Annotated in this window: 12 protein-coding genes and 1 tRNA gene; 9 read left to right on the top strand and 4 right to left on the bottom strand. The window is 62.9% G+C overall.

The genetic code is table 11. The annotated features are described in order from the left end of the window. Positions 1 to 107: 107 nt before the first annotated feature. The 5 genes from H2LOC_RS21645 to H2LOC_RS00140 all read left to right on the top strand — a co-directional run bounded on the left by H2LOC_RS21645 (position 108) and on the right by H2LOC_RS00140 (position 6,041). Positions 108 to 1,007, top strand: coding sequence for a hypothetical protein (locus tag H2LOC_RS21645; RefSeq protein ID WP_246206918.1), 900 nt, complete (start codon positions 108 to 110; stop codon positions 1,005 to 1,007). A 148-nt stretch (positions 1,008 to 1,155) separates the two neighbouring features. Then, positions 1,156 to 1,240 (top strand) — tRNA-Tyr (locus H2LOC_RS00155). A gap of 213 nt (positions 1,241 to 1,453) precedes the next feature. Next, complete coding sequence (locus tag H2LOC_RS00150; RefSeq protein ID WP_136494551.1) at positions 1,454 to 2,989, top strand: O-antigen ligase family protein; 1,536 nt, start codon at positions 1,454 to 1,456, stop codon at positions 2,987 to 2,989. Positions 2,990 to 3,138: 149 nt separating this feature from the next. Continuing rightward, a complete protein-coding gene (locus H2LOC_RS00145) occupies positions 3,139 to 5,358 on the top strand; it encodes a GumC family protein (protein WP_136494550.1) in 2,220 nt (739 codons plus the stop codon). Positions 5,359 to 5,366: 8 nt separating this feature from the next. Next, complete coding sequence (locus H2LOC_RS00140; RefSeq protein ID WP_136494549.1) at positions 5,367 to 6,041, top strand: hypothetical protein; 675 nt, start codon at positions 5,367 to 5,369, stop codon at positions 6,039 to 6,041. A gap of 225 nt (positions 6,042 to 6,266) precedes the next feature. Here H2LOC_RS00140 and H2LOC_RS00135 read toward each other — a convergent pair whose 3' ends face one another. Then, on the bottom strand, positions 6,267 to 6,848 hold the full coding sequence (locus H2LOC_RS00135) for a polysaccharide biosynthesis/export family protein (RefSeq protein ID WP_136494548.1): 582 nt from the start codon (positions 6,846 to 6,848) through the stop codon (positions 6,267 to 6,269). Positions 6,849 to 7,052: 204 nt separating this feature from the next. On the opposite strand from H2LOC_RS00135, the gene H2LOC_RS00130 reads away from it, so the two are divergent. Further along, positions 7,053 to 7,721 (top strand): DUF1190 domain-containing protein, encoded by a 669-nt coding sequence (locus H2LOC_RS00130; RefSeq protein ID WP_281350536.1) that lies wholly within the window; start codon positions 7,053 to 7,055, stop codon positions 7,719 to 7,721. Between the two features lie 9 nt (positions 7,722 to 7,730). Here the strand turns inward: H2LOC_RS00130 and H2LOC_RS00125 are convergent, their stop codons facing one another. Continuing rightward, on the bottom strand, positions 7,731 to 8,489 hold the full coding sequence (locus H2LOC_RS00125; RefSeq protein ID WP_136494546.1) for a metallophosphoesterase family protein: 759 nt from the start codon (positions 8,487 to 8,489) through the stop codon (positions 7,731 to 7,733). A 257-nt stretch (positions 8,490 to 8,746) separates the two neighbouring features. Here H2LOC_RS00125 and H2LOC_RS00120 point away from each other — a divergent pair, with 257 nt between their 5' ends. After that, a complete protein-coding gene (locus H2LOC_RS00120) occupies positions 8,747 to 10,087 on the top strand; it encodes an exopolysaccharide biosynthesis polyprenyl glycosylphosphotransferase (protein WP_154331523.1) in 1,341 nt (446 codons plus the stop codon). Between the two features lie 6 nt (positions 10,088 to 10,093). Here H2LOC_RS00120 and H2LOC_RS00115 read toward each other — a convergent pair whose 3' ends face one another. Further along, positions 10,094 to 10,342: a hypothetical protein gene (locus H2LOC_RS00115; RefSeq protein ID WP_136494544.1), complete on the bottom strand. Its 249-nt coding sequence runs from the start codon at positions 10,340 to 10,342 to the stop codon at positions 10,094 to 10,096. Positions 10,343 to 10,758: 416 nt separating this feature from the next. Continuing rightward, entirely contained in the window at positions 10,759 to 12,552 is a 1,794-nt protein-coding gene (locus H2LOC_RS00110; RefSeq protein WP_246206917.1) for a peptidoglycan L,D-endopeptidase MepK, read from the bottom strand. A 550-nt stretch (positions 12,553 to 13,102) separates the two neighbouring features. Here H2LOC_RS00110 and H2LOC_RS00105 point away from each other — a divergent pair. Further along, positions 13,103 to 14,500 (top strand): glutamate-cysteine ligase family protein, encoded by a 1,398-nt coding sequence (locus tag H2LOC_RS00105; RefSeq protein ID WP_136494543.1) that lies wholly within the window; start codon positions 13,103 to 13,105, stop codon positions 14,498 to 14,500. A gap of 9 nt (positions 14,501 to 14,509) precedes the next feature. After that, positions 14,510 to 15,517, top strand: coding sequence for a M14 family metallopeptidase (locus H2LOC_RS00100; RefSeq protein WP_136494542.1), 1,008 nt, complete (start codon positions 14,510 to 14,512; stop codon positions 15,515 to 15,517). Positions 15,518 to 15,522: the final 5 nt, after the last annotated feature.

Below are 15,522 nucleotides of genomic sequence, written 5' to 3'. Positions count from 1 at the left end.
CCCTCTCACCGAATGATATCGGGCGCGAACTCCCGCTTTTAACAGATCGTTCACCCTGTCGTGGTGAATTTCTGGTGAAAGTCTCGTTGCGTAGAGGGTTTGAAGTCTTGGGCTATCTAACGCCGCCGCCATCGCCGCAGCCTGTCGTCGTCTATAAGGACGTCGGCGGCCTGGTAAGCGAATATGAAGCGCAGACCGAGCTTTACCGGCGCGAGAATCGCGAGGTTCGCCTGCACGAGTGCCGTTCCGCCTGCACGCTCGCGCTGAGCCTTCCCAATGTCTGCGTCTATCCCGACGCGCAGGTGAAATTCCATCAGGCCTACAACGCCATCACCCGCGAGGTCGACCTCGGCGTGTCCGATCGCTTGTTCGAAAGCTATCCTTCAGCCGTTCGCGGGCGCCTCGGCTATCTCACGCGCCAATATAAGGTCCTGCGCGGCACGGAGCTGATCGCGCTCGGCATGCGCAATTGCCTGCACGACGACAGCGGCGTGATGATCGCTTCCAGAAAAACCAATCGGCCTCCGCCGCCCGCCGCGGCCGATCCTCTCCATGATATCGCCGAGAATGTGAGAGTCGCGGTCGCGAGCGCGCTTAACCGGCCGGAGGACGCTCCCCCGGGGCCCACGCGCATCGTCGCCCCCGATCGTGCGCCGGTTCCCCCCGCTCTGGCCCGTCTTGCGGGCGACGCCGAAGCGCGCCGGGCCGTCGCCGCAAGGCCCGAGGCCGACGGCCTTCGCGTCGCCTATCTCGGGCAGGCCCGCGGCGGCCTCGCGCCGGAGTCTCGGGATCGCGAGACCGAGGTTCCCCTCCCGCCCCGGCGCCCCGACCTGGCCGAGATCGCAGCCGAAGCTGCGCCGGCCGCGGCGCGCGATCCGGAGGATTCGACCTCTCCCCAATTGATCAGGGGAGCCCAGCCGATTCTCGATTCGACCCGTTTCGCCCCGCGCGTGTTTTCGCTTCGGGCGGAAGCGGCGCGCAGAAACCTCGACTCCGACGGCGGTTGAACCCCCGCCGCCGGCGTTCTCCTGTCGAGAAGAGCCCGGCGACGATGTTTTGGGGGTTGACCGAACCGTCATAATTCCGCATAAGCGCGTTGCTCATGACCCTGCTTCGGCAGGGTCGTTCGTCTGGAGCCCAACCATCCAGACCAGTGGGGGAATGTCCCGAGCGGCAAAGGGGGGGGACTGTAAATCCCCTGGCTTAGCCTTCGTAGGTTCGAGTCCTACTTCCCCCACCACTCTCCACAAAATCTTTAGCTCCGGCCGCCGCGAACGCCGCTTTGCGCGTCATGCGCCCGGAGGCCTCGCATGCCGAGGAACGGCGACCCTCCCGGTTGCGCCGCCGATCGACGCCGGCTGGCGGCCCGGCGAAAAAAATGATAGATGCGCCGCCAGTTTTGCGAGACACATTGCACGCCCGACAAGAGCCCGACATGGGGAAGGAAGGCTAATTGAAAGCGACCCCCGAATTCTCCGGTCAGGGCTTCGAGTTCGTCCGAAGCCTCCTTTCTCGCGCGTCGGCGACGGGCTCCCGGAACGCGGGAAAGAGCAGAGGTCCGGATTCCGGAGAAACCGATTCCTCCGCGTCAGCTCCGCCGAGCCGGCGCTCGGTCGAGGATGCGCTGTTTTACTGCTTCCTGGCGATGCTGGCCTGGGCGCCCTTTTGGTTCGCCTCCAATCGGCCGGCCATCTGGGGCGTGAACGCGATCGGAATCGCCGCCTTGACCCTGGCTTACGAGGCGACGCTGCTTTGGAGCGGGAAGCGGCATCCCGTCTCGATCGGCCGCATCTGGCCCGCCGCGCTCATATTCGCCGCGGTCTGCTTGTGGTCATGGCTCCAGATGGCCCCCTCGATCCCCCGAGCCTATCAGCATCCGGTCTGGCAAATGGCCAGAGACCTCCTGAAGCGCGATTTTCCCGGCTCCATCAGCGTGAGCCGGGAGGACACCGTTTTGGCGCTTTTGCGCTTCGCCACTTACGGCCTGACGTTCTGGCTGGCGTTGCAGATGTGCCGATCCGCCGAAAGAGCGTGGCGCCTCGTCCAGGCGGTGGCGATCATCGGCGCCGTCTACGCAGCCTACGGCATCGTCGCCTTCTATATATTTCCGAAGACGATTCTCTGGTTCGAAAAGGAAGGCTACACGGATTCGCTGACTTCCACATTCGTCAATCGGAATTCCTACGCCACCTACGCCGGAATCGGCCTCGTCTGCTGTTTCAGCCTGATTTCCACCGTTTACCTGAGGGAGACGCAAAATCGCGCAGCCTCGCTCGGGCGGCGGATTGCCGGCTTTGTCGCCATCACCGCGGGGGATGGCGGATTATGGATTTCATGCGCCTTCGTCATTGGAGCGGCTCTCGTTCTGACCGGATCACGAGGGGGAGTCGCGGCGACCGTCGGGGGGATTCTCGCCTGCCTGTCGCTTGTGGCCGTACGCGGCCGCAAAAACGCGACGGCCGTCGGTTTCACCCTGTTGTTGAGCACGCTGGCCATAGGCGCGGCCTTTTTGAATTACGGCGACTTTCTGGCCGATCGATTGACGACCGAGGGTTTGGCGTCGGACGACCGCCTTGCGGCCTACGGCCTGACCTGGCGCTCGATTTCGGACGCACCGCTGTTGGGGTTCGGGGATGGGACCTTCCAGGACGTCTTCCCGATGTATCGGGACAGGTCGGTCGGCATCCTCGGGGTTTGGGACAAATGCCACAACAGCTACCTCGAAGCGCTTCAGGGGCTGGGCGTCCCGCTGGCGCTGGCCCTGTTCGGCGCCCTCCTTTATCTGTTCGGCAAGTGCGTACGCGCCGCCCTCACCCGAAAAGCCGCGGCCACGGCCCCGCTCGCCGCCAGCGCCGCCACGACGATCCTCGCCCTGCACGCCTTCGTCGACTTCAGCATCCAGATTCAGGCGATTGCGCTCACCTGGGCGGCGCTGATCGGGGCGGGCGTCGCGCAATCATGGAGCAGCCGGGAGCGAACCTCGCTTTAGGGCCCCTGGAAGGCTGCCGGCGCCGGCGCGCCGCAATTGATCCACAGCGTGACATGCGGCTGTGATGCAATTATTGGATATCGCTTGCTAACCTCTTGCGACCTGCACTACCAGAGAAGCGAGAGCGCGCCTTAAAGAGAGTTTTTTCGATGCACGGCAAGATTCCTTCCAAATTGACGCGAGCGATCGAGGGAGGCGCCGAAGACGATGCGATCGACCTGCGCCAGGTGCAGGACTTCCTGCACCGCCGCTGGAAACTGATCCTCGCCTGCGCCGCGTGCGTGATGGTTCTCGCCTTTCTGATCACGCTGACCATAGCGCCGCGCTACACCGCCATGGCGCAGGTGCTGCTGGAGCCGCGCAAGGAAAAGATCTTCGGCGGCGACAACATCCTGCCCGAGCTCAATCTGGAGACCGGCAACGTCGACAGCCAGCTTTCCGTGATCCAGTCGACCAATCTGCTGCGCCGGGTGGTGGAAAAGGAAAAGCTGACCCAGGACCCCGAATTCGGCCCCAGCGCGCACACCGGCCTGCTCGGCTTTCTGGCCGGGCTGCTGCGGTCCGACGAGGCGGACAAGAGCGGCTCCGGCGCGGGGAGCGGCATTCCGCCGGAGGTTCTGAACTCGATCAAGAAATTGAAGGACGCTCTCGAAGTCGCCCGCGTCAACCGCACCTATGTGCTGTCGATCTCGGTGACCTCGGAAGACCCCGCCAAGGCGGCGCGCCTCGCCAATGCGGTGGCGGACGCCTATGTGGTCGATCAGCTCGACGCGCGCTACGACGCCGCCAAACGCGCTTCGGTGTGGCTGGCCGAGCGCATGGAGGGGCTGCAGGACCAGCTGCGCCAATCGGAAGAGGCGGTGTCGCGATTCCGCAAGGAGCATAATCTCCAGGGCACCGGCGGCGAGAACAAGGTCACGATTTCCGAGCAGCAGCTTTCCGAGCTCAACGGCAAGCTGATTTCGGCGCGGGCCGACGCCGCCGAGAAGCGGGCCAAATACGAGCAGGCGGCGCAGGTCACCTCGCGCGGCGGCAATGTGCAGGCCATCCCCGACGTCGTGCATTCCTCGGTGATCTCGGAGCTGCGCCGGCAGCAGGCCGAAGTGGCGCGCAAGGAGGCCGATCTTCTCGCGCATTACGGCGACCAGCATCCGCTGCTGATCAACGCGCGGGCGGAGCGGCGCGACATCGACCGCTCGATCGCCGAGGAAATCAAGCGCATCCTGATCAATCTGAAGAACGATTACGACGTCGCCAAATCGCGCGAGGCCTCGCTGCAGAACAGCCTCGACCAGGTGACGGGCCTGACCGGGCAGGACAACGGCGTCGCGGTGCGGCTGCGCGAACTGGAGCGCATCAACGCCTCGAACAAGACGCTGTTCGAGAATTTCATGTCGCGCGCCAAGATCACCCAGGAGCAGTCGAGCTTCGAGGAGCGCGAAGCGCGGGTGATCTCCCCGGCGACCAAGCCGATCTCGCCCTCCTTCCCCAAGAAGGGCGTCGTGGAGGCGCTGGCGGGGCTGGTCGGCCTGCTGCTGGGAACCGGCGGCGCGATCGCGCTGGACATGCTCAACTCCGGCTTCTCGAGCTCGCGCGAGGTCGAGGACAAGCTGGGCTATCCGGTGCTGGGCGCTATTCCGCTGCTGGCCGAGAAGGACCGCCGGATCGACGGCAAGGTGGCCGACCCCGGGCAGTATCTGCTCGCCAAGCCGCTGTCGCGCTACGCCGAGGTGGTGCGGGCGATCCGCGTCGGCATCCAGATGGCGGACGTGGACCATCCGGCCAAGGCGATCCTGATCACCTCCTCGATCCCCAGCGAAGGCAAATCGACGCTGGCGCTGAGCCTGGCGCTGTCGGCCGGCAAGGCCGGGCAGCGGGTCCTGCTGATCGACGGCGACCTTCGCCATCCGTCGACGAGCAAATATTTCGGGCTGGAGGACAAGCCCGGGCTGGTGGATTTCCTGACCGCCGGCACGCCCTTCGAGCAGATCGCCTCGCAGCAGCTCGGCGTGACCGTCATTCCCGCCGGCATGAAATCGCAAAATCCGCCCGATCTCCTCGGCTCGGAGCGCATGAAGCGCTTCGTCGAGAAGCTGCGCGACGTGTACGATTACATCGTGATCGATTCTCCCCCGGTCGAACCGGTCATCGACGCCAAGGTGCTGACGCCGATCGTCGACAAGGTGGTGTTCGTGGTGCGCTGGCAGACCACCAAGCGCGAAACCGCCGCACACAACACCGATTATTTCGCCAGCGGCCATAAGCTCGCCGGCGTCGCCCTTACCGTCGTCGACGAAAGCCAGACCCCAAAATACGGAGCCTATGGACACTACAGCGGCTATTACTACAAAAAATACTACCACAATTGAGGTCGTGTATGCCGCCGCTGCGCTCCGCCCTGATAGCCGCCGGCGTTATGGCGGTTTCAACCGCCGTCCTGATCGAAGGATGGCGACTCGTCAGTTTCGGTTTCGACGACGCCGCGGCTTTCGCTCTTCTGCAACCTCGGAAGAACGTTTCCGACGCCAAGCGCCGCAAAGAGATTGTCGACGCCTTGACGCGGGTCGAGCGCTGGCGGTCTGAGCCGGGCGTATCCTCACGGGCTATGAAGACGCTTTTCCTACTCCAGAAGGCGCTTCAAAACCCGCCCGTAGAAGAAAAAAAGCTGATCGACTTTCTGACGGTCGAGCCGACCGCAGGGCAAGAGTGGCTGGAATTGGCGCGGCTGCGTTGGAATCGGGGCGCGGCGCTGGACGAAATCACCGAAGCCTTGCAGATGTCGAGCGTCACGCATCCGCGAGAACTCCAGACGATGCTTTATCGCACGCTAGATCAGATCGAACTGTGGGAGTTTCTGCCGCGCGACATGCAGCGAACGACGATGAACGATCTGGTCGATCTCGCGCGACGCGTGCTTTTGGATCAGGCCATATTGGTTAGGGAAGCATTTGCGGCCAAATCGCCTCGCGTTCAGGAAGCCATGAAGCAGGAGCTGCAAGCCCGCGGAGACGGCGGCCGGTTCTGGCTGCAAGCGCTCGACGCCCAGCACTGACTCTTCGCGGGACTACAGCGCGTTCGGTTTGAACAGAGCCGAACGCACTCCTAAAGTTATTTGTTGCGCATTGCGCTTTTCCAGAAGCCGCTTTGCATTTTTTGGGAACATGCTCCAAATCGCGAGTTTCCTGGCGCATGAGGTTCCCGATTAATCGCATTCTTCGGGTCGTCACACGGCTTCCGGCTGATCTGCGTTTTTCGCGTCGCCCCGGAGCCGAGCGCCTTAGAAATAGCGCTCGGGCACCTTGATGAGATCGCCGGGGTAGATTCCGACCGTGGGAGACTGGTTGTATTCGACGAATTCGGTCTGGCCCGCCCGCTGTATCATCACGCGGGAATGGCTCGCGCGATAAGTCGCCCCTCCAGCCACCGCGATCGCGCTCATGACGTTCAATCCGCTGCGGAACTGATATTCGCCCGGCTTTTCCACCTCGCCGAGAACATAGAACGGCCTGAATGTAGCGATGTCGACCGTAACTTTGGGATCTTTGAGGTAATTGCCGCTGCTCAACTTCTTGGAGAGCAACTGCTCCAGTTCGTGCTTCGTCAGTCCCGCCGCCTGGACCGTGCCGGCGAGCGGCAGCGACAGGCTTCCACCCGGGTCGATTTCATATTCGCCCGTCAGCTTGTCTTCGCCGAAAACTGTGACCTTCAGCTTATCGCCCGCCTGAACTTTCATGGCGTTCTGGGAAGGCATCGGCGGGTCGTTGGCGACGTCGGAACTAAAAGGGAGGCTGTCGCACGCCGCCTGAGTGAGCAACAAAAAGACGCACATGAGCGCCCGAACGGTTCTTCCGATATTCATACGCCTCTCGCGAATTTGAGAGAAACAGCTGTTCGGGGCCGAAATCGGCTTGCAAGAAGAACTGCCATTCCGGAACGGGCTTTGCAACCACTATTAACCATCGTCAACAAACATGATTAACGGCCGACACACTGTTCATATCCGCCCGACATATTGCTAATATAGCATGACCTTTTTGAGAAATCGCAAAACGGGCGGGAGACTGTGGGACGATACGTTGCGCCGAGTGGCTCGCTCCTGATTATCGCCGGGCTCGCATTATGCGCGTCGACGAACCTCTTCGCACAGACACGGGGCGACTACAGGTTCCGGTCGGAACAGAACTGCATGGGCGCCGGCAAATTCACCGCCGAGCAATGCGCAAACGCCGTGGCGAATTCCAAAGCGGAATTCGAAGAGAAAGCCCCGCGCTTTCCAACCCGCGAGGCTTGCGAAAAACTCTTTCCCGACGCGGGCTGCAGTTTGGGCTTCAAGGGCGCGGACGGATGGGCCGGAAAGAAATCGGGCATATATTTCTCGCCCCGCCAACAGGGCTTCGTCGTGACGTCCTCCGGCAGGGACCCCGTGACCACTCCCTTCACTGCGGGACCGCATATCAGTTTTTCGCCTCGCGCGATCGCGAGGAGAGACGCAGGCGTCAATTTCTCCATTGGCCAGAAAGCCCGCGAGTCCTGGCGCGCCGAACCCGCCGGTTCTCCGGCGAAAGGAACGTCGCAGGAGTTCGGCCTGTCGAACGCGCCTGCCGGCGACCGCGGCGCCGTGCCGCCGCCGCCGCCGGTCGATCCTGATTTCGATTGCGCGTCGTTTCTGGAACCCTCCAAGGACGGCCAAAAAGGCGTCGGCTGCTATCCCGCGCCCGCGCGAAAAAAGTGAAATGCGCTTTCAGCTCGTGATGAAACGGCGCTCGTCGCGCTCCAGCGCCACCGCCGTCAGGACATCGGTGGCGTAAGCGCCCGTGTCAACATTGATGCGATTCGGCAGCGACTCCGGGGCATCGACGGGCGTATGGCCGTGAACGACGATCTTCTCGAAGGAACCCCGATAAAGATTGAATTCGTCGCGGATCCAGAGGAGATCGTATTCCTGCTGCAGCGTCAGAGGCACGCCCGGCTTCACTCCCGCGTGACAGAAAAAATAGTCTCCTGCGCTCCAGGACAGCGCGGCGCCGTGATAGAAATCGAGATGCGCCGAAGGCAGCGCCTCTCTGAATCGAGCCTGCGCCTCCGCGTAAGCTCTTCCCCGCATCGGCTCCCGGACGTCGACTCCATATGATCCGAGCGTTTCGAGTCCGCCGAATCTGCGCCACTCTTCCAGCACCGAGACGTCGTCGAGAAAGTTGAGCAGCGTAGCTTCGTGATTGCCGCGCAAGGCGTGATAGGGCGCAGGAAGCCCGCCATCCATGATCCAATCGATCACGCCGGCAGAATCGGGACCTCTGTCTACGTAATCGCCCAAAAGAACGATTGTCGCATTCTCACAGGGATTGGCGGCCATATCCTCGCGCAGCCGGTTCGAAAGGCGCGTCAGCAGATCCAATCGACCGTGGATGTCTCCTATCGCGTAGATGCGGGTTCCTGCAGGCGCCGAGGCGCCGCCAGCTTCCTTGCGGGAAGCAGCTCTGTGCTTGAAGAATGAGATCATGATGGAAGGCTGCCATGACCCCGGCTCACATTGCAAATAAATAATATCCGCATATATCGCAGACCGATCCGACCTTGGCCCTTGCATCATCGGCGGATTCTTCTACAGTCCGGGGAATGCCTTCATATTGCAAGGATTTAGACTTGCGCGCGACCTCGGAATGCCACCTAGAGGCGAGTCAGGCCCGTGAGCTTGGCGTGACGTCTACCGCTATTGCAAAGTCGAGGAGAATTTCGCCGCAGAGCTGCGTAGCGGCAATGGCGATTGCCGCTACTCTCGCGATGGCGCTGGGAGCGAACGGCGCCGGCGTCGTCGCCGAATTTTTCAACGGCGCGGCCCGGCCCTTACAGGATCTGGGAACGGAAGCCCTCCTGCTGGGCGTCTTCTCCAACTTGATCTGGGCGCATCTGCTCGGCGTTTATCGGACGGACGCCATATTGGATCGCCGACGAGCGTTCAGGCGCCTTCCGCTGACGACCTTTGCAACTTTTGCGTTCATGCTGGTTATCGTTGTCGCGACCAAATCGGCCGAAAAATATTCGCGGCTCTGGTTCTTCACCTGGGCCGTTCTCGCCTTCCTGCTCAAATTCGAATTCCGGACCGTTTTCTTCAAGCTCATCGAGCGCGCGCTCGAGCGCGGCGCCTGTGTGAGCCGCGCATTGTCCATCGGCATGTTCGCGCCTCCAATCGCTTCCCGGGAAATCGAGTCCCAAACCGCCAAGCAGGTTCGCGTCCTTCACAGCCTCGAGTTTGCGTCCTTCGCCGATCTTGGAGCGGTCGCCGAAATGGTTGCGCAGCTGGAAATCGACCACGTCTACGTCTCGGCTCCCTGGGCCGATATACCTCTGGTCTTGAGCAGACTGGATGTGCTGCGCCATCTCTCGACTCGGGTCTTCGTCGTCCCCGACGATGGCGCCGTCGATCGCTCGATCCGCAGGATCTGCCAACTCGGGAGCCGCCCCGCTTTCTGTGCGATCGAGGAATCGATCCATGGCTGGGGCCTGTGGCTGAAGCGCATGGAGGACATAATCCTGGCGGGGCTCGGCCTGCTCGCTTTGTCGCCGCTGTTCGCGCTCGTCGCCCTGGCGATACGCATCGAAAGTCGGGGACCGGTCTTTTTCAAGCAGATACGCACGGGCTTCAACGGCCGCCCGTTCGAGCTATGGAAGTTCCGCTCGATGTACACCGAGATGACGGACCATCATGCGGAAAAGCAGACCAGCCGAAACGACCCGCGCGTCACCCGCGTGGGCCGGATATTGCGCCGGTACAGCATCGACGAATTGCCGCAGCTGATAAACGTTCTCCAGGGCTCCATGTCGCTGATCGGCCCTCGTCCCCATGCGCTCGCCACAAAGGCGGAAGGCAGGAACCTCGAGGATCTGGTCGATTACTACGCCGTCCGTCACCGCGTGAAGCCGGGATTGACCGGCTGGGCGCAAATTCACGGATTGCGTGGAGAATTGGATAGCGTCCTGAAGCTGCAGAGGCGTGTCGACTACGACATCCAATACATCGAAAACTGGACCCTCTGGCTCGACATCAAAATCATCTTCAAGACGGTTCGACTCGTTTTTCGGGACAGCAGCGCCTATTGAGACCCCTCATTTCATGGCCGCGCCCATTCCGAACAGGAAGAAGAACAGAGCAAGCGCGCTCCACCCGGCGAAAAAATAGAGTCCGGCGGCGACGCAGATTGCGATGGCCCCCACCGCCGCCGCAGCAAGGACGACGGCGTCACGCCTGACCCTGGCGCCGAGGCGGCCGTAACCTGCCTGCGCCGCCGGCCTTCGATGACGAAAATCCCGCTCCGCGACAGGCATCGCAGCCTCCTCATCCTTCCGATCTATCATTTTTCCAAAATATCCTTGCGTGCGCCGGCAACGTCCGGCGACGCTTCGAATGTGAGTCTATTTGTATACGCCGAATCCCTAAGTTTGTTTCTATATATTGTCCGGATTGGCGCCATTTCTTGGCTACAAATACGTTAACGCCAGAGCGGAAGGGTCTGGATATCCGAGAATTTTTGCGGTGCGCCGCAACAAAATAGCCAGCCGCCCCGATGACTTGGAGCGCATTTGCGCCAAATTTGACCGGCTTTTGCGTAAAAGACGCGCTCCAAACGGGATGATGACTTCCCCGGCGAAGAAATTGCCTTGCGCCGCCGTGGCGGGGAGCGCCGCGACCCTTCGTTCGAGGGGATGGCGCGCTGCGGCGAGAGGACGCGAACTGCGGGATCGCATCGCTCCGGAAAGGCTCGGGAGGGAAACTAGCGGGCGGGAGCGTCGGCCCCGTCGGCCCCGGCATCGTCCGAGAACGCCGGCCGAGCCGTCGGCTCGATATCCTTCAGCGCGCCCGGTCTGGAGGCGTGAGCCGCGGCGCGAACGCCCCCGACCGACGCTCCCATCATCGAGGAACCCGATGCTGGCGCCGCAGAATCGCCGATCGTGGGACTTGCGGCTGTCATGGCGTGAAAATTCGAGGGCTCGAGCCGGGCGGGCACAAATTCCGCGCGCGGCCCCGGAGTGGATTTGCCTATCGTCGTCTTGCCGGCGGGGGACTTTGCGCCCGAGCTTGTCCCTTTCGCGGCAGTCGGCGGGGCGAAGGCCAGAGGGTCGTCGTCGGATGCGGGGGAGCGCGGTTTGGCGGCATGAGCGGAAGAGCCGGTCGAGTCCATCAGATTGGACAGCGCCCCGTCTTCCCTAGCCTTGTCGCCCGCCCTCAAATTCTTGGGGCGGGGCTGCGGCAGAGGGGCCGGCGCCAGGGCTACGGGCTGGGGAGTGGGTTGCTCTTGAGAAGCGTTGGCGTCCGACTTCCCCGCGGAAGCGAACTCCGTCGGCCTGACCGGCGGCAGCGGCGCGTTCGAACCCGCGGCCAGATTATGGGGCCTTCGCGGCGGAAGCGGCGCGTCGATGTCGCTCGCGGCGGCGTCGGGCTCCGCTCCGGCCGTGGAGGCGGCGCCGGGCGAAACGGCCGAGTTCGGGGAGTTCGCCTCCGGCTCGATCGCCGCCAGCCGCTTATCGGACGGCATCGCCTCCTGCGGATCGGCTTTTTCAAGCGACGCCGGACGCTGGGGAGGCAATGGCGCGCGCTCGAGCTTCTCCCTCTCGGCTGCTTCCGCTTTCGCTGCGGCGGCTTCGGCCTTCGCCGCCGCTGCCGCGGCGGCTTTTGCAGCGGCGGCATCCGCCTTGGCCGCAGCGGCGGCGCCGTCGTCGGGAGCCGCTGTCATCACGGTTTCGCCGCGAGGCAGATTGGCCTCGGCCTTGGCCAGAACTTCTCGCCCGCGGCGCGGGGTTTCGAGCGGAGCTTCGCCGCCTCCCTCCTCGTCGGATTCGGCGGCGGCGCGAGCCGACCTCGAATTGCGCGGCGCAAGCGCGGCCCATTGCTTGCGGGGAGCAGGCGCCGGGGTCGTCACGTCTTCGGCCTCGTCCTCGCCGCCGCCGAACAAAAACGCCAGGAACCCGAAGGGCGATCTGCGCGGCTCCATTACGACGGCGCCGTTGTTCCGAGCCTCGATCTCGGCCTTAGCTTCTTCGTAGCGCGCCAGCGGCTGACCATTGGACGGGATATGGACCGTCTTGCCGTCGGGGAACAGTTCGACGAGTTGCTCATAGGTCATGCGCGGCCAGGCGCGAACATTTCCGACGTCGAGATGGACGAAAGGCGTCCCGGCAGTGGGATAATAGCCTACCCCGCCCCGCTGCATGCGCATGCCGACCTCGCGAATTCGCGACATCGGCATCCCGGGCAAGGTCGTGTCCATCGCCTTGCCCAGCATATGTTGGGAATATTTGGCGACGGCGCGGGAACGCGCGCGCAGCATCGCATTGGTCTGGGGCGAGCGATAGGCGGAAACGACCTTGACCACTTCGCCGCCGGCTCCTGCGGAGCGATAGGCCTCCCACACCACGTCGAAGAGACGCGGATCCATGTTGGTGGGCTCGTCCCGGCGCCAGTCGCGCAGGAACCAGTTCAACTGCTGCAGGACATTGCGGTCGTATTGGCCGTTGACGAGATAGGTCGCGGAAATCGATTCCTGCGTATGTACATAAAAAAGATTCAAGGTTCGCGTATCGCCGTTCGCGATGGCGCTTTCCGTGAAAGAGGGAGTCGCGATTCCCGCGACGATGGTTAACGCCGCCAGAAGCGAAGAGGCGGCCACAGACGATTGTTTTGGTTTGCGGACAATGGCGTCTGGGGACAATCTCTCTTGCTCACTAAGTCGGCGCCGCGTCGTCGGCGCAATGTTAACCTCCCGCATAGCCGAGCCCGAGCTGGCTATGCGCCGGTTGACCCCTCCCGGAACAATGCGTCCCGAGGGCAAGGCGATTTGGGTGGAACGGGCTCGAATGCGAGCGTGACCGCGGCTTCAGCCGCCGAATTTCCCTCTCCCCCCAACACGCACGCACGCTAAGTCAACATCACGGCGAAAAATAGCCTAAAAACGCCGCCCGCGCAAAAGCCTCGCTTTTCAGCGGCTTGGGCGGAGCCGGAAGGAAGCTTGCGCGTCTTTCACGGCGGGGCGTGCAAGATGGCGAGGGGGAGACTGGCCGCGGCGTTTTGCCGCCGGGGCGGCGGGCGAGCCTGCCCATGGAGACCACGGACCAAAGGCGATGGGCGAGGAAATCAAAAACATCGGCTTCGACGCGAAGGACTTTCGCCGCTTCGCCGAAAGGCTTGCGCTCGAAACGCGCATGGCGCGAGAACTGTTCGAAAGCCGTCGCTTCTCCAATCGAGGTCTGGAACTGGGCTTCGAAATCGAAGCCTGGATCGTGGACCACAGCTACTCTCCCGCGCCGATCAACGAAGCCCTTCTTCAGGCGGTGGACAATCCGCAGGTCGGCCCCGAACTGTCGCGGTTCAATGTGGAGCTCAACCCCCCGCCCCTGCCTCTGGAAGCGGACGCCTTCTCTCGCGCCGAACAGATTCTTTGCGCGCTATGGACGCGATGCAACGACGTCGCGCACGGCCTCGACGCCAATATGGTGATGATCGGCACGCTCCCGACCATTCGCGACTCCGACATGACGCTCGAAAACATTTCGAAGCTGAACCGATATTACGCGCTCAACAACGAGGTGCTGCGACGACGCCGCGGCCGCCCGTTGCGCGTCGACATCGAAGGCGCGGATCATCTCGTGTCGGAACATTGCGACGTCATGCTCGAAGCGGCGGCGACCTCGTTCCAGATCCATCTGAAAATCCCGGCCGAGCGCGCCCATCTTTATTACAACGCCTCCATCGCCGCTTCCGGACCGATCATCGCAGCGAGCGGCAATGCGCCGTTCCTGTTCGGCAAGTCTCTCTGGTGCGAGACGCGGATTCCCTTGTTCGAGCAGGCCGTCGACATCCCGGAAAAAACACGCAGGGTGAGCATGGGCTCGGGTTACGTCGCCCGCTCCTGCATCGAACTCTTCGAAGAGAACCTCGCCGACTACCCGGTGCTGCTGCCCATATTCTTCGAGGAAAGCCCGGCGGCCCTGCGTCATCTGCGCCTTCACAACGGCACGATATGGCGCTGGAACCGCGCGCTGATCGGCTTCGACGAAGACGGAACGCCGCATTTGCGCATCGAGCATCGCATACTGCCGGCCGGGCCTTCGATCTCCGACATGGTCGCGAACACCGCGCTCTATTGCGGCCTCGTCCATGATCTGACGCGATCGGGAGAGGCGAACACGCTCGCCTTTGAACAGGCGCAGTCCAACTTCTACGCCGCCGCGCGGTTCGGCCTCGGCGCGGAATTGATCTGGCCCGGCGGCGAGACCATCGAGGCGCGGGAATTGCTGCTGCGACATATTCTCCCTTCCGCGCGCCGCGGTCTCGAAGACCTCGGCGTAGCGGCGGGCTCCTATCTCGATATAGTTGAAGCGCGCGTGCAAGGAGGCCAGACTGGCGCCGTATGGCAGCGGCGGGGCCTCGCACTGCGCGAGGGCGACGCTTTCAGACTGATGGCGGCCTATTGCGAGCGACAGCGCAGCGGCGCGCCGGCGCATCAATGGGAACCGTGAGGAGCGCTTGTGAACGACTCGCACTTCGCCTTGTTCGACAAGCTGCCCGCGGGCTTTCTCGACTGCCCCGCGGATCGGCTGATCGAGATTCTTCCGGGCCCCAGTCTGATCGACCTGCCGGGACGCGATCCTCGCCCCCTTTTCCTGTCCGTTCTTCTTCACGGCAATGAAGACAGCGGGCTCATCGCCGTTCAAGAGGTCCTGCGCCGTTGCGGCAAGCGGGAATTGCATCGCGCGCTGCTTTTGTTCGTCGGCAATGTCGGGGCCGCCGCGGCTCATGTGAGAACGCTGCCGGAACAGATGGATTTCAACCGCATCTGGCCCGGGACCCTCGAGCCTCACGCGCCTCTATCCCTCATGGCCGGCGCGGTCTTCGATTACGCCGCCCGCAAAAAACCTTTCGCGAGCGTCGACATCCACAACAACACCGGCTTCAATCCGCACTACAGCTGCGTCACGCGGCTCGAGCCGGAGTTTATTTCGCTGGCGCAATTATTTTCCCGCACCGTGGTGCATTTTCAGCGGCCGCTCGGCGTGCAGGCGGGGGCCATGGCGCGGCTTTGCCCCGCGATAACGGTCGAATGCGGCAAGGCGGGCGCCGGCGTGGGCGCGGATCATGCGGCGAGCCTCATCGAAGCTGTCCTCGCCATGTCCCGCTTTCCCGAGCACGGCCCCTCGGCGCAGGATGTGGATCTGCTGCGAACCTGCGCGATCGTGAAACTGCCTGCGCAAGCCAGTTTCTCCTTTGACGGCTCGGCGGCGGATTTCCGTTTCCGCAGCGATCTCGACCATCTCAATTTCCGGCCGTTGCGCCGGGGCGATATCCTCGGAGAATGCGGAGAGTCGTTTCGGCTCGAAACGCTTCCCGGCGACGGCGATCACCCCGCCGAAGAATATTTCGACTACGCCGATGGCCGGATACGTCTGACCCGGCCGGCGATCCCCGCGATGCTGACGCTCGATCCGCGCGCCATCAGGCTCGATTGCCTGTGCTATTTCATGCATCGGATCGGTTAGGACGG

Origin of the sequence: Methylocystis heyeri, from assembly GCF_004802635.2 — a bacterium.
In the GTDB taxonomy this organism is placed as follows: domain Bacteria; phylum Pseudomonadota; class Alphaproteobacteria; order Rhizobiales; family Beijerinckiaceae; genus Methylocystis; species Methylocystis heyeri.
The sequence above is the reverse complement of the archived record's forward strand: the minus strand, read 5'-3'. Positions and strand labels throughout refer to the sequence as shown.

Bases quoted from the DNA above. Each gene is read 5' to 3' on its own strand.
- H2LOC_RS00145 (WP_136494550.1), top strand. From the start codon at position 3,139: ATGCACGGCAAGATTCCTTCCAAATTGACGCGAGCGATCGAGGGAGGC.
- H2LOC_RS00140 (WP_136494549.1), top strand. From the start codon at position 5,367: ATGCCGCCGCTGCGCTCCGCCCTGATAGCCGCCGGCGTTATGGCGGTT.
- H2LOC_RS00135 (WP_136494548.1), bottom strand. From the start codon at position 6,848: ATGAATATCGGAAGAACCGTTCGGGCGCTCATGTGCGTCTTTTTGTTG.
- H2LOC_RS00125 (WP_136494546.1), bottom strand. From the start codon at position 8,489: ATGATCTCATTCTTCAAGCACAGAGCTGCTTCCCGCAAGGAAGCTGGC.
- H2LOC_RS00120 (WP_154331523.1), top strand. From the start codon at position 8,747: ATGGCGATTGCCGCTACTCTCGCGATGGCGCTGGGAGCGAACGGCGCC.
- H2LOC_RS00115 (WP_136494544.1), bottom strand. From the start codon at position 10,342: ATGATAGATCGGAAGGATGAGGAGGCTGCGATGCCTGTCGCGGAGCGG.
- H2LOC_RS00105 (WP_136494543.1), top strand. From the start codon at position 13,103: ATGGGCGAGGAAATCAAAAACATCGGCTTCGACGCGAAGGACTTTCGC.